This is a genomic window from Enterococcus sp. DIV0574 (assembly GCF_051711125.1).
GTDB classification, from domain to species: Bacteria; Bacillota; Bacilli; order Lactobacillales; family Enterococcaceae; genus Enterococcus_D; species Enterococcus_D gallinarum.
Genome location: NZ_JBIOMA010000001.1, coordinates 2011882 through 2026517 on the forward strand (window position 1 = coordinate 2011882; position 14636 = coordinate 2026517).

15 protein-coding genes are annotated in these 14636 nt (G+C 41.1%); 2 read left to right on the top strand and 13 right to left on the bottom strand.

Translation table 11 applies throughout. The features are described from left to right. Nucleotide 1 precedes the first annotated feature (1 nt). From glyQ to IGJ45_RS09780, 4 genes are all read right to left on the bottom strand, one after another. On the bottom strand, nt 2-916 hold the full coding sequence (gene glyQ, locus IGJ45_RS09765) for a glycine--tRNA ligase subunit alpha (RefSeq protein WP_162787489.1): 915 nt from the start codon (nt 914-916) through the stop codon (nt 2-4). A gap of 12 nt (nt 917-928) precedes the next feature. Continuing rightward, the gene (locus tag IGJ45_RS09770; RefSeq protein ID WP_003126309.1) at nt 929-1168 is read right to left on the bottom strand and encodes a hypothetical protein; all 240 of its coding nucleotides are present in this window, start codon (nt 1166-1168) and stop codon (nt 929-931) included. 484 nt (nt 1169-1652) lie between these two features. After that, on the bottom strand, nt 1653-3407 hold the full coding sequence (locus IGJ45_RS09775; protein ID WP_349703750.1) for a glycoside hydrolase family 35 protein: 1755 nt from the start codon (nt 3405-3407) through the stop codon (nt 1653-1655). After that, nucleotides 3404-5416 carry a beta-galactosidase gene (locus tag IGJ45_RS09780; protein ID WP_349703751.1) on the bottom strand — a complete coding sequence of 671 codons (2013 nt, stop codon included), beginning with the start codon at nt 5414-5416 and terminating at the stop codon, nt 3404-3406. Before IGJ45_RS09780 ends, IGJ45_RS09775 begins: the two co-directional genes overlap by 4 nt. Before the next feature lie 110 nt (nt 5417-5526). On the opposite strand from IGJ45_RS09780, the gene IGJ45_RS09785 reads away from it, so the two are divergent. Beyond that, a complete protein-coding gene (locus tag IGJ45_RS09785) occupies nt 5527-6333 on the top strand; it encodes an AraC family transcriptional regulator (protein ID WP_081131598.1) in 807 nt (268 codons plus the stop codon). Here IGJ45_RS09785 and recO read toward each other — a convergent pair. The 9 genes from recO to IGJ45_RS09830 form a co-directional block, all read right to left on the bottom strand. Continuing rightward, a complete protein-coding gene (gene recO / locus IGJ45_RS09790; protein ID WP_138372040.1) occupies nt 6324-7100 on the bottom strand; it encodes a DNA repair protein RecO in 777 nt (258 codons plus the stop codon). The two genes, IGJ45_RS09785 and recO, sit on opposite strands and share 10 nt — an antisense overlap. A gap of 115 nt (nt 7101-7215) precedes the next feature. Then, nucleotides 7216-8115, bottom strand: coding sequence for a GTPase Era (gene era, locus IGJ45_RS09795; protein WP_060813415.1), 900 nt, complete (start codon nt 8113-8115; stop codon nt 7216-7218). 27 nt (nt 8116-8142) lie between these two features. Next, nucleotides 8143-8532 carry a diacylglycerol kinase family protein gene (locus IGJ45_RS09800; RefSeq protein WP_029486721.1) on the bottom strand — a complete coding sequence of 130 codons (390 nt, stop codon included), beginning with the start codon at nt 8530-8532 and terminating at the stop codon, nt 8143-8145. Continuing rightward, nucleotides 8516-8992: an rRNA maturation RNase YbeY gene (gene ybeY / locus IGJ45_RS09805; RefSeq protein WP_219645010.1), complete on the bottom strand. Its 477-nt coding sequence runs from the start codon at nt 8990-8992 to the stop codon at nt 8516-8518. The genes IGJ45_RS09800 and ybeY overlap by 17 nt, the downstream gene beginning before the upstream one ends. Further along, nucleotides 8992-11193 carry an HD family phosphohydrolase gene (locus IGJ45_RS09810; RefSeq protein ID WP_003126300.1) on the bottom strand — a complete coding sequence of 734 codons (2202 nt, stop codon included), beginning with the start codon at nt 11191-11193 and terminating at the stop codon, nt 8992-8994. The genes ybeY and IGJ45_RS09810 overlap by 1 nt, the downstream gene beginning before the upstream one ends. Nucleotides 11194-11214: 21 nt before the next feature. Continuing rightward, nucleotides 11215-12189, bottom strand: coding sequence for a PhoH family protein (locus tag IGJ45_RS09815; protein ID WP_003126299.1), 975 nt, complete (start codon nt 12187-12189; stop codon nt 11215-11217). Nucleotides 12190-12400: 211 nt separating this feature from the next. Beyond that, entirely contained in the window at nt 12401-12850 is a 450-nt protein-coding gene (locus tag IGJ45_RS09820) for a GatB/YqeY domain-containing protein (RefSeq protein WP_003126298.1), read from the bottom strand. A 33-nt stretch (nt 12851-12883) separates the two neighbouring features. Next, nucleotides 12884-13060 (bottom strand): 30S ribosomal protein S21, encoded by a 177-nt coding sequence (gene rpsU, locus IGJ45_RS09825; protein WP_002356740.1) that lies wholly within the window; start codon nt 13058-13060, stop codon nt 12884-12886. Between the two features lie 168 nt (nt 13061-13228). Further along, nucleotides 13229-13660, bottom strand: a complete 432-nt coding sequence (locus IGJ45_RS09830; protein WP_003126280.1) for a Fur family transcriptional regulator — start codon at nt 13658-13660, stop codon at nt 13229-13231. Nucleotides 13661-13753: 93 nt separating this feature from the next. Between IGJ45_RS09830 and IGJ45_RS09835 the strand changes: the two genes are divergently transcribed. Beyond that, nucleotides 13754-14602: a pyruvate, water dikinase regulatory protein gene (locus IGJ45_RS09835; protein WP_003126279.1), complete on the top strand. Its 849-nt coding sequence runs from the start codon at nt 13754-13756 to the stop codon at nt 14600-14602. Nucleotides 14603-14636: the final 34 nt, after the last annotated feature.

The following is a 14636-nucleotide window of genomic DNA, read 5'->3' on the forward strand; positions in this document are numbered from 1 at the left end:
TTTATTTCCCTCCCGCAATCAATTTTTCCGCTTCTTCTGGTGCTAATAATGGATAACCTAGTTTTTCCCGTTCAGCGACAAATAACTTGGCAACTTGTCTTGCTAAATTACGGATACGAGCCAAATATCCAGCACGTTCAGTTACCGAAACAGCTCCTCGAGCGTCTAACAGGTTAAATGTATGACTGCATTTCAAAATATAGTCATATGCAGGATGAACGAGGTTTTCATCGATACAGCGTTTTGCCTCTGCCTCAAAGCGGTCAAAATTGCTTAACAATAACTCTTGATCGCTGACTTCAAAGGAATATTTTGAATGTTCAAATTCAGGCTGACGGAAAATCTCGCCGTATTTGACCCCCGTCGACCATTCCAGATCATAGACACTTTCAACTTCTTGGATATAAGATGCTAAACGTTCTAGTCCATAGGTGATCTCTGAAGTAACGGGTTTGCAGGCCAATCCTCCAACTTGTTGGAAGTAAGTAAACTGAGTGATCTCCATGCCGTCTAACCAAACTTCCCAACCCAGACCAGCACAACCCATAGAAGGATTTTCCCAGTTGTCTTCTACAAAGCGAATATCATGTTCTAGCGGATCGATCCCTAGCAAACGCAGACTTTCAAGGTATAATTCTTGAATATTTTCTGGAGAGGGCTTCATCACCACTTGAAATTGATGGTGCTGATACAAACGGTTGGGATTTTCTCCATAACGGCCGTCAGCCGGTCGGCGAGACGGCTCCACATAGGCGGCGTTCCAAGGCTCCGGTCCAATTGCACGTAAAAAAGTATACGGACTCATGGTCCCTGCTCCTTTTTCGGTATCATACGCCTGCATTAGCATACAGCCGTTATCAGACCAGAACTTCTGTAAAGTCAAGATCATTTCTTGAACGGTTAATTTACTCATTATTTTCTTCCTTTCTTACAACGCATTGACTACTGGATAAAATTCAACAACATGACCTGGAATCAATTTTACTTCAACAACATGGTCATCCGTCAAAACATCTGACAAATCATACAACATTTGGTCCGGTTTTGTTGTTAACTCTTTGACTAGTTGGTCATCTTGCTTGACTAAGATTTGCAATGGAATACTTGCTAACACTTTTAATTTTTTTTCTTTGAATTCTGATGCAGCAATCGTCATATCAAATGGCATGAGAGTCCCCTCCTTTTCTAAGTCATTGATTCTACCGCAAAGGTTGAGTTTTTCATGAAATAGGACACAGGTACTACGTTCTCCCTGCGAGCCTACTGTTTCACATCTGCTCATCTCTTCTGTGTTACTCCTGCAGTCACTTCTACCAGCAGGGTTCGCTAACAAGGACTTGCATGTCCTGCTTTACAGGTCGATCACAGTGATTCGAGCAATGGTGATCCACACCAAAAAATCCCTATACCTATACTTGCGCATAGATATAGGGACGATATTCTCGCGGTTCCACCCTACTTCCGATTACTCGGCAGCTTCATTGAGTCATACTCCCGGATGCCTGCGAAAAAAGGATTCAACTTGGCTTTCACTATCCCAAGCTCGCTGGATGACTCTGGCTTCTTTCTTTTTTCCGATCAACGTATTTATTTGATTATCCTTATCATAGTAGCTGTATAGGGACTTTGTCAATCAAAAAATATAAAAGCAATTAATTAGGGCCTAAGTCCGGCTGATCGTGAAAGATGATCATATCTGATACCCGACCGTCACTTTCAAAAATCACAGCCTCGTTGTTTCCTTCTCGTAAATAAGGAGCTGGAATATATAACCGTCTTTGCGGTCCTCTCTCCCAGAAACGACCAATATTATGCCCATTGATCACAATAAATCCTTTGCCCCAGCCCGGCAGTTCTACAAATGTATCTGCGCATTCATCCACTTGAAAGCTCACTTTGGAGAAACTCGGTTGTCCCGTTTGCCAGTGACCGGAAAAATCTACTTGATCAAGATTATCCATCGGTAGACTGTATATTTCCCATTCACTTTGAAACGCACCGTTGACGATCACTCCGTCTTTGATACCTTTGTATTGATGATTCATTTGGACGGAGTAATTGACCCGTCCCATGTTCTCAACCAAGATCCCTAACTCATTTGACTCCTCCGTCAGTATGAGAGTCTTCTTTTGTCCGATTTCCTGATCATATTGAATAAATTGCAGCTGATTATTAATAAACGTATGGGCTCGATCTTGACAATGGATCAGTCGATAGTCTTCGATCACACGCGATTTGCCAATTTGCGAACGATAATAGACATAGCCAGTAGCTTGATCTAACAGTTCCATCGTTAAAGGATAATTGTGCTTGACTGGTTGACTGATGCTAGCTAGTGTCTCAAAGAGAGAAACTCGCTGACTAACTTTCCAGCTACCATAAGCCCGTTTGGCGATTTTTGTAGTCAAAGGAAAGGATGGGATTTCGGTAATTTCCCCTATGACTTGTTGAAATGCTTCATACTTAGGTGTCACATCGCCCCATTCCGATAACAACGCATCATAGTCATAGCTAGTAACGTCTGGTGATAATTTCTCATAATAGTTGGCACCATTCATAAAGCCGAAGTTCGTGCCACCATGAAACATATAAATATTGACGGAGCCAGCTTCTAAGCAGTCCCGCAATTCATTAGCAGCGTCGGTTACCGATGTGGTATGGTGCTTGTCATCTCCCCATGCATCAAACCAGCCTATCCAAAATTCCATGACCATCAATGGCTGCTTCTTCCCATGGAATTCTTGAAGTTTTCTAAAATTCTCCTGAATGTCTGATCCACAGTTGATGGTTGGCAGTGCGATGTCCTTGATCGAACCGTTCTCTAACATATCCAGCCAAGGACCATCTGACGTAAATAAGGGCACGTCAATGCCATTGTGACGCATTAGTTCAGCAGACTTTCGCAAATAACTTTTGTCATTTCCATAACTGCCATATTCATTTTCAACTTGCATCATCAAAATTGGTCCTTCTTGAGTGATCTGTAAATCACTCACTTGAGAAAAAAGCTGTGTAAAGTATCGAGCAATCTTTTCCATAAACGGTGGATAGTCAAAGCGAATCTTCATGAAGGGATCTTTTAACAGCCAATAAGGGAGGCCCCCAAATTCCCATTCCGCACAAATATAAGGTGCTGGACGAAGGATCACATACAGCCCTACCTCCTGTGCAAGCTGAATAAAGCGCCGCAAATCAAGATTATCGCTAAAGTCAAACTTTCCTTCCTGCGGTTCATGCATATTCCAAGGCACATACGTTTCGACTGTATTACAACCCATCAAACGTAATTTTTCTAAGCGATCCCGCCAATATGCAGGCACAACTCGAAAATAGTGTATCGAGCCAGAAATAATTTTCATGGGCTGATCATTTAAATAAAATTCGTCTTTGATTACAAAAGCAGTCATTCGCTTCTTCCTTCCTTGATTACATATACACTGTATTGATCTGCAACGGAGTCTTCAGTCAAATGCTTACCGGACAGTAGGTCCTTCTTTCCTACAAATTGTGCCGGCACCTTTTGCGCTTGCTTCTGAAAATTGATGATAAAATAGTAAACCGCTTCTTCCGTATGACGACAGCTGATTTCTAGATTTGTTTCTCCTTCAATCACAGCAGTTAGATTTGCGCTATTGGTTGCTTCATCCAAGATCGTATCTAAAAGATCTTTTTCAAGTTGAGTCCCAATATAATAAACGACCCCTTTACCAAATCGATTTTTGGTCACTGCTGGTGAACCGGCATAGAAGTTACTCGTATAGTCCGCTACAGATTCAGCGGTCTCCAAATGGATGATCTCACTGACTAAGTTACTTTCTCCCTGTCTTCCCCCCTTTAATTGGATAACGTTCGTCTGCTCTGGTGCTAATGCATCAATCTCTTCTACCCAGACTCCTGCTAGCTCTCTTAAAGGCCCAGGGTAGCCGCCTAGATGGACATTGTCTGACTGGTCAACAATGCCACTCATATACGTTGTGATCAAGGTGCCTCCTTGTTCCACAAAGGATTCAAGAGCTTCTTTCATACCTGCTTTTACCATGTACAAAACCGGTGCTACCAGCACTTGGTACTTGCTGAAATCTGCATCAACTGACACCAAATCTGTTGCGATATTCTTTTCATAAAAGTAACGATAATATTGATGGATTTGTTGCACATAAGTCAAATCAACTGTTGGTCCGCTCGTATATTCCAATGCCCAATAATTATCCCAATCAAATAGAACACCAACTTCAGCCTTTGTTTCACTACCCAAAACTTCGTTCAGTCGGCTCAATTCTTCTCCTAATGCTGCAGTTTCTTTAAATACACGGGTGTTCTCATGCCCAACATGTTCTATCACCGCACCATGAAACTTCTCACAAGCACCAATGGACCGGCGAAGTTGGAAAAACTGGATTGTATCTGCTCCATGAGCGATCGTCTGATAGCTTTGCGCGCGCATTTGGCCAGGTTTTTTCAATGAATTATATGGTTGCCAGTTTTGTTGGGATGGTGTTTGTTCCATCAACATAAACGGCGCTTGCTTCAATCCCCGCATCAAATCATGAGTCATTGCAACGAAACTCCATGGTGTATTATACGAAGGATAGTTGTCCCAAGAAACAATATCCATTTCTTTTGCCCATTTGAAGTAATCGAGTCCTTTAAAAGTTCCCATCAAATTCGTGGTAATCGGTGTTTGACTATCGAATTGACGAATAGCATCCCGTTCTAACTTAAAGTTTTCTAAAAGACTGTCAGAATTGAAACGACGATAATCGATAGAAATTCCTGCAAATGCGGTTTTGTCATGACCGATTCCTTCAGAAAGAGCATTCGGCAGAACGATTTCGTCCCATTCATAAACAGTATGCCCCCAAAATTCCAGATTCCACGCTTTATTCAATGCCTCAAGGGTTTGATACTTATCTTTTAGCCAGACCCGAAAAGCTTTCTCACAGTTTTCACAATAACACTCACCTCCATATTCATTATTGATATGCCAACAAGTGACTTGCGGGTTACCACCATAGCGTTGTGCCAATTTCCCAGCTAATCGTTGTGCATATTTTTGGTAGACTAAGCTGTTAGGACACGCATTGTGCCGCTGTCCAAATTTATGGTGCCGCCCTTCATAGTCAGTTCGAGCCACTTCTGGATAGCGCTTGAACATCCATGCTGGCAACGCCGCTGTTGAAGTCGCTAATACAATGTCGTAGCCTTCTTCACTCAACATATCAATCATCTCATCCAACTCATTAAAGTAATAATCGTGCTCTGAAGGTTGGATTTTTGCCCAAGAAAAGACATTGATAGTCGCACTATTGATGTGTGCATTTCTAAAAATTCGCATATCTTCTTGCCATATTTCTTGCGGCCACTGATTAGGGTTATAATCGCCACCGAATAAAAACCGTTCAAAAACTTTTTTCATGTTTGACGCTCCTTTTTCTCATTGATAATTATTATTGTAAGGCTTTTCAAAAAGTTGTAGTATAATAGGATTGTCATGATTCTATAATATTTCGAAACAAGGAGAATTCAATGTCTATCTATTTCTATCAGAACAACCCTCGGCTCCCTGTCAGTATCGAGAGCATTGGGAATCATTGGGCACAAGATGAAGTGGTTCGTCCCACTGGTTATCCATATTATCACTGGTTGCAAACTACCGCTGGCCAAGGGACCGTCCTTTTTAACGATCAATCCTTTGTGTTAACTCCTGGGGCTGGCATTTTGATTTTGCCATTCATCCCTCATCGTTACCATCCTCATAGAGACTGGCAGACAAACTTTGTTACGCTGCAAGGAGATTTAGTACAGGAATTGTTGAAACCTTTTGGCGGAAAGCGCTACTTGATGGGGCAAGATAGCCCTTTATTTTCTTACAGTGAGTGGATCAATCAACGAATCCGCGACGATCAAGAAAAAATATTAGACCCATTGCGCTCTTCCAGCAGTTGCTATCACTTTCTTTTGGCATTGATCCAACAGCAAAATGCTGACGCAAATGAAAAGCATCATTTGTACCAACGCTACATTGCGCCTATACTACAAGAAATCGAAACCAATTATGCTCATCCATTGACCGTCGCTGAACTTGCGGAAAAAATTTTTGTAACTCCGCAGTATTTGTCGCGGCTCTTTCAGCGCTTTTTGGGACAGTCAACCTCCCAATTTTTGCTGAATTATCGCCTGAATCGTGCCAAAGAATTATTGGTAGGCGAGCCTCATCTGGACATCCAAGATGTCGCTTTCTTGGTAGGAATCCCAGATGCAAGTCATTTCACTGCTCTTTTCAAAAAAAAAGTTGGCGCTACTCCAAAGAAGTTTCGCCAACTTTATCGTTGATCTTTGGGTTTCAGGATATCTTGCCACTGTCCCATTTGATCAATAAATTTTTTGCTTTTCAAATGTAAGCCAACATATTCATCATACAATAAATCAATTACCTGACGAATGGCTTGCTTCGTTTCTGGTTTTAACTTGATCGATGCGATTTGTTCATAAGAGATTTGTGCAAACAAACGAATAAAATGGATTGCCCTTGGATCACCGTGATAACGATGGTCATCTAAGGCCCAATGCTTTTCGCATATGACGCCATTGTATTTCGAGGAATAATCAAAGCGGCCTTCTGTTTGTCCGCAGACCGCACAGTGGGTCCATATCGGTGAGACGCCAAAACGCTGCAGCAACTGAATCTCAAAAATATTAGTGATGATCTCTGCATCATTATCAGTATCCATCAACTGCAAAGCTTCATGTAAGAAATGATAGAGATTTGGATCGTACACGCGGTCATCGATCGCAGAGTCAGCCAGATTCAATAGATACGTAGCATAGCCTGCAAGAAAAATATCAGCTTGGATTTTGCGAAAAGAATGGATATCTTTGGCATTATTCAAGAATGACAAGCCCTCAGAACGAATATTTCCAATATAGGTCGCTTCAGTGTACGAAAGCAAAGCTGGCGTTAAAGGATTATTCTTGCGGTGGGCACCTTTTACATAGAACATTTGCTTTCCAGCCGATTCAGTGAATATTTTGACCAGTTTATCTTTTTCTTTATGGTCCCTAGTAAATAACAAGATCCCTTTTGTTTCAACTAAATTCATGAAAAACGCTCCTTTCTAAACCAGAAAGCTGAAGCAGCTCAATCCCCTTCGCTTGCTCCAGCTTTCTTTGTCTTTTCTCTCATCAAACTTCTTAGCTGATCTTGTTTAGAGAAGATCAGTAATCATCGTTCCGATAACCGTAGTCTGTCAGGAAGGTTTGTTTGTCTCGCCAGTCTTTTTGAACTTTGACCCATAATTCCAAGTAAACTTTATCGTCTAACAAATGCTCGATATCTAATCGTGCTTTTGTTCCGATTTGTTTCAGCATTTTGCCGCCTTTCCCAATAATGATTCCTTTTTGGCTATCCCGTTCAACGACGATCGTTGCTTGAATATGAACTTTATCATTTTCATCCCGTTTCATCGAGTCAACCACCACAGCGACTGAGTGAGGCACTTCGTCTCTAGTCAGTAACAGCACTTTTTCCCGCACTAATTCCGAAACGATGAAATATTCTGGATGGTCTGTGATTTGATCCTCAGGAAAATATTGGGGACCTTCCGGCATTTGATCAATGACTAATCTCATCAATGTCTCAAAATTATTTCCTTCCGTTGCCGAAATCGGCACGATCTCCGCAAACGTCATTTGAGCCGCATAATCTTCGATAATAGCTAAAAGTTCGTCTGGATGTACTTTATCGATTTTATTGATGACTAGAAAGACCGGCGTCTCGTTTTTCCGCAGCCGCTCGATAATGAAGTCATCGCCCTTCCCCCGTTTTTGATCGGCACTGATCATAAATAAGGTCACATCGACTTCACGAAGTGCACTATAAGCAGTTTCCACCATGAAATCTCCTAAGCGATGTTTTGGCTTATGGATTCCAGGTGTATCGATAAAAACGATTTGTGCATCTGGTGTTGTGTAAACCCCTTGGATTTTATTTCGGGTCGTTTGTGCTTTGTCGCTCATGATAGCGATTTTTTGACCTACTACGCGATTAAGTAATGTGGATTTACCAACGTTGGGCCGGCCAACAATGGCAGCAAAGCCTGATTTATGTGTTGTCATAGGTGATCTCCTCTGTGTGTTATCTTTCTAAAAGAACGCTAAAATTTTTGGTATAAAAATGATTGCCGCAACGATCAATGCAAAGAATGCTGTCATCAGGACTGCTCCTGCCGCCATGTCTTTGATTTTTTTGCCAATGGGATGGAAGTGAAAATCGGTAAACATATCAACGACATTTTCAAAGACTGTGTTGACGATTTCCACGATCCAAACCAAAAATACCGACAATAACAACCAGAGCCATTCCATTTGATTTAATCTAAAGACAAATCCCGCAATGATTGCAACGATGCCTAACAAGACATGTTTGCGCATATTGCGCTCTTCGTCAAAGACGGTCTTGATTCCTGTAAAGGCAAATTCAATGGATGTGATAAATTGTTTGTTTTTTTCTGTATTCTTATCTTTTGAGTCCATAGGCATCCAATATTTCCTTTTGCAGACCGAACATTTCTTTCTCATCTTCTGGTGTCATATGATCATAACCATTGATATGCAAAAATCCATGCAGCGCTAAAAAGCCCAATTCCCGATCATAGCTGTGTCCATACTCACTAGCTTGCTCTTTTGCCCGCTCGACTGAAATCATGATATCCCCGAGATTTCTCGGCATAGTTGGCATTTCATCATCAAAGATGATCGGCAACTCTTCTTCCGTTTCTTCTTCTAAAGCAAAACTGATGACATCCGTCGGTTGATCTTTATCACGATAGTCCCGATTGATGATTTGGATAGCGGCATTGTCCATGAAGGTGACAGACATTTCCGTATCCTCAGGCAGCTTCAAATAGTCTGCCGCATACTGCAGCAGTTCATCAATTTCATTGATTTTCTCTTGACTCACTGTATTTGTTTCATCTAAAAAAGCAATCTCCATTACCGATCTCTTCTTTCTTGTTCTTCTTTCATTTTTTCAGCTTCGGACTTCATTTTCGGATATTTGATCCGTGAATGGAATGTACTACACAATCCATTGACTAAGGACTTTTCAATGATACGAATTTCATGCAATGTCAGTCCGGACTCATCTAATTGTCCATCAAGAATCCGATCATTGATCAAATTCGAAACAAATTCCTTGATTTTCTGATCTGTGGGATTATCCATTGCCCGTACAGCAGCTTCACAACTATCCGCGATACTAACGACCCCTGCTTCTCTTGTTTGTGGTTTTGGTCCAGGATAGCGAAAATCGGCTTCTGTCACTTCTGGATTACGTTCTTTCGCTTTGACATAGAAATAACGCATCAAGGTTGTTCCATGGTGCTGGCGACAAATATCCACCACCATCTGAGGCATTTTCTCATTTTCTAAAAGAACCGCTCCATCGATCACATGTCCGAAAATGATTTGCTTGCTGTCTTCCGGAAGCAAAAAGTTATGGGGATTTTCAGCCCCTGCGGGTAAATTCTCAACAAAGAAATTCGCATGCTTTAATTTACCGATATCATGATAGTAACAAGCGACCCGTGTCAGTAAACTTTGTCCGCCGATCTCTGCTACAGCATTAGCACTCAAATTGGCGACCATCATACTATGATGATAGGTTCCTGGTGCTTCTTCCAGTAATTGTTTAAGTAACGGGTGATTTGGATTACTTAGTTCGTTCAGAACGATCATGCTATTGTCTGAGACCAATAACTCAATGTATTGATGCAAACCAATCGTTAGTAGATAGCTAAGTAATGAACCCGCTAAGGCACAAATGATCGTCGTCCAGGTATTGCCTCTCGCGAAATCCATCCCTTGGAAAATCACTAACATGACACTTAATAAGAACGGAAAGACGATGACCCACATAATGGCTGTTCGTCCTTGACTGGCGATTCGTTCCCTTCTGATCATCGTTCCCATCAATCCAGAGAACAAATAGGTTACCAAGACAGTAGTCAGCATATTCGTACCGCTGGAATCAAAATAAATGAAAATCGCATTGATTACTTGAAACATCGCAGCTAAAATTCCCAAACGCCGACTTGAGAATATATTCAAGATCAGCGGGGTAAAGGCAGCTGGAAAGAATAACGGAATGAACGCGATGAGTTCAGACTGAAATAGTTGGAAAAACTTCATCAATAAAATACTAAAAATCATCGCAATGACATAAAAGGTCACAGCATTCATCCGTTTGTCTTCGTTTTTTGTCTGCCGTGTGTAATAAAAGAGCATGAGCATCTGTAAAGCAGCAGTAAAAACTAAAGCAATCAACGGAAATACAGAGAAGGTTTGACTCGTCAGACCGAGAAGCTGCAATTTTTCTAATGCATTTGAATCAATCTGCGAGCCTTCCCGGACAATGATCTCACCTTGATAGATCATAACCGGCTGAACAGCGTCTTTGGCAGCCTGCCGAGCTTCTTCCGTTCGTTTCTCATTAGGAAAATCGTTGACAACGATCCCTTGATTGACTAAAAAGCGTAATGCTGTTGCCATTTCAGAAGTTACATCCAAAAACTGGATCTTTTCTTCGGCTTCTGATCGAAAAGTACTCAATTCAGATTGGCGGATCTGTTTAGCCATTTGTTCATCAACAAGCTGCAGCGCATAATCTCTTACCGTGTTCAGCTGATCACTATTCAATGAAAATAATGTCGACAAAAAATTATTGGTCAGCGCTTGATAAAAATCAAGTTCATCATCACTCATTTTTTCAAATTCTTTTTTTAAAGTGGCGATATACTCTTCTGTATCCGGTTTAGGAACATTTTCATTTTCACCAGCAGCTTTGACCGCAGCTTCATATTTCGTATTGACAGTCTTGTTGACTGTATCAATCAATTCAAACAAATGATTGATCCGTTCATGTTGAACTTGTGCCAAATCGTCTTGATACGTGTATTCAGGCGAGACGGCTTCAGCGGCTAGCGTACGTTTTTGTTCAGTAGCAGTTGTGTTTTCAATCGTTTTGTTGGCTCGGATATTTTCTTCCGCAACCTGCCCCTCGCTGTAGTCGACATTGTTTTGTTTTACACTGGAAAACATGATCCCAATAGATAAAACAAAAAAGAGCACCATAAGCAGCGGCAGGTAAAAGCGGCCTAATTTTTCTCGAAAATTCCGTAACGGTTGTATGATCATTTTACCCCTCCTGTCCGACAATCAACGTTGTTCTTTACTATCGGATTCCTCATAGGCACGTATAATGTCTGCAACGACTGGATGACGAACGACATCTCCTGCTTCAAAGTGCGCGAACGCAATTTTAGGAATTGCTTCTAACGCTCGTTGCGCATGAATCAGTCCGCTCGTTGTTCCTTTTGGTAAATCAATTTGACTTGTATCGCCATTAACGATCATTTTTGAATTAAATCCTAGGCGGGTCAAAAACATTTTCATTTGGGCAATAGTGGTATTCTGTGCCTCATCAAGAATCACAAAAGCATCTTCCAAAGTCCGCCCCCTCATATAGGCTAGCGGAGCAATCTCGATCACGCCGCGTTCCATCAAACGATTGGTATGATCCATACCAAAGATTTGATAAAGGGCATCATAAACGGGACGCAAATAGGGATCGACTTTTTCTTTCAGATCACCTGGTAAAAAGCCAAGATTTTCACCTGCTTCAACAGCGGGTCGCGTCAAGATGATTTTTTGAACTTGTCCTTTCTTCAATGCCGCAATGGCCATGACAACGGCAAGAAACGTCTTTCCGGTTCCTGCTGGTCCAACGCCAAAAACGACATCATGGGTTCTGATGGCTTCAATATATTTCTTTTGTCCGGCATTTTTTGCGCGGATCGGCTTACCGTTACGATCTTTGATGATTTCTTCTTCATACATATCTGTGAAATAATCTAAGTTTCCTTTATTTGCCATGTTCAATGCCGTAATAACATCTGGCGTACTGATATTGATCCCTCGTTTGATCAACTCTTGCAACGCATGGATCACGGATTGGGCTTTTTCAGCGGCTGTCTTTTCACCAATGATTTGGATCATTTCTCCGCGGGTATGAATCGTTGTTTGTGTAGCATCTTCGATGACTTTGATATGTTTGTCATGGGAACCCAACAACAAACTAATATCATCATTTTGAGTCAGTTGGATTTCCAAAGAAATACGCTCTTCTGTCAAATAAGTTACAGCTCCTTTTTTAGGCATTCTAGTTTATAATACCACACAATCGCTAAAAGCAAAATTACTTGTAAGCTTCAAGAAGCGTTTTGGCAGCGTTCTTTGCAATTTATTAATAGTTTGTTTTTCGATCATTGATTCTACTTAAAAATACTCACTAAGAAAGAACAAAAAAGCCGTAAGCATCCAATAAAATGCTTACGGCGTGTCCTTACATTTGCCCTAATAATTCTTTGACGATCGCATTGACTTGGTTGCCGTCTGCTTTGCCTTTTACTTGAGGCATCACAGCGCCCATCACTTTTCCGAATTCCTTCGGAGAAGAAGCCCCTGTTTTTTCGATCGCACCAGCAACGATTTGGCGAATTTCCGCTTCATCAAGTTGTGCCGGCAAGTATTTTTCAACAATTGCAATTTCACCTTTGACTTTTTCAGCCAGATCGGTACGGTCGGCTTTCTCAAATTCAGTCAGAGAATCACGACGTTGTTTCATTTCACGAGACAACACAGTCAATTCTTCCTCTTCGTTCAAGTCGGCACCTTTTTTGATCTGTTCGTTTTGAATCGATGCTTTCAACATGCGAATCACCTGCAACGTTTCCTTGTCTTTGGCTTTCATCGCTGTTTTCATGTCATCATTCAGTGTACTTAGTAGCGTCACACTACCAGCTCCAATTCTCAAAACAGTAGAAAATTAGAATTTTTTACGTTTTCTAGCTGCTTCAGATTTTTTCTTACGCTTTACACTTGGTTTTTCGTAAAATTCACGTTTACGAGATTCCTGTAAAGTACCCGCTTTTGACACGGAACGTTTGAAGCGACGAAGAGCATCGTCAAGTGATTCGTTTTTGCGAACGACTGTTTTTGACATGTAAATTCCCTCCCTCCGAGCTTAAAAAGTAACCGTATTTGTCATTGAAATAAAATCTCAAAAAACAAGACTGTCCTTTGAAAATTATAGCTAACCCCTGAAAAAGTGTCAAGGTATTCTAGTAAAAAAGTCGATGAACTTCCTGATTCAATCTTAGAATCCGAACAATCAGCGACAATCTTCACATCTGCCTAGAATTTCAAAACGATGGCCTTCGATACTGCACCCGGGCAATTGTTCTTGAAAGAAATCCATTGGACAAATATGCAGCTCTTTTGTTTTGCCACAAACCGTGCAAATAAAATGATGATGGTGATGATCTTCCAATTCCACGCAGCAATTATAACGAAATTTCATTTCTCCATTCAATTCAGTCTCTTCCAAGATGCCAATCTCAGAAAAATCATGAAGGTTCCGATAGATCGTGTCATAACTTAGACCCGGGTATTCTTCAGACATGAAATCATGGATTTCTTTTGCCGGCAAATAACGGTTGCGTTTCACTAAATAAGTAATGATAGCTTCTCTTTTTTTGGTATATTTATAGCCATGTTCTTTTAATATCGACATAGCTTGCTCAATCAATGGTTGATTTTTCATCGAATCCCTCCAGTAAATCAAAATCATTCCGATTTTTAGCGATCGTAAGTATGGTATAATGAAATTATCAAAAATGCAAGAGAGGATTTTACTATGAACCCACAAGAAACGATTGTCACGATTTTTGTCTTGTCCGATTCAGCAGGAGAAACGGCCTCCAAATTAGCTCAAGCAACGATGGCACAGTACCCAAGTGTTGAATTCAACTTATTTCGGCGTACCTTTATTCACACCAAAGAACACTTGATCCAGGCGTTGACTGATGCCAAAAAACACGATGCCATTATTTTGCACACACTGATTAACGATGAGCTAGTCTCGCTAACCAATCACTTTTGTGAAGAAGCCGACCTGTATCATTTTGATGTATTGACTCCTCCTGTCACCGAGGTAGAAAAACGCACAGGTGTCGCTCCATCGCGAGAACCCGGCGCATTGCATCATTTAAACAAAAATTATTTCAAACGTATCAAAGCAATGGAATTCGCTGTTAAATACGATGATGGAAAAGACCCACGAGGTTTTCTCGAAGCCGATGTCGTTTTGTTAGGTGTTTCCCGAACATCAAAAACACCGCTAAGTCTTTTCTTAGCCAACAAAAACTTAAAGGTGGCGAATTTGCCTCTTGTGCCCCAAGCACACATTCCTAAGCAGTTGTGGGAAATCGAACCGAGTAAAATCGTTGGGTTAACGAATGATCCCGACGTTTTAAACAGCATACGTAAAGAACGGATGCGTTCTTACGGATTGAATCCAGACACGGCGTATTCAGATATTGAAAAAATCCGGGCTGAATTAGAATTTGCCAATGATCTTTATCAAAAGTTAGGCTGCATCGTCATTAATGTTGCCTCTCTTTCAATTGAAGAGACAGCTTCCATGATTTTGAATGCATTGAATTTGGAAGACCATAGTTACTACACGTCAGAAACAGAAGAATAACCAGCCACATACATTTTAGACAAAAAGATCCCCA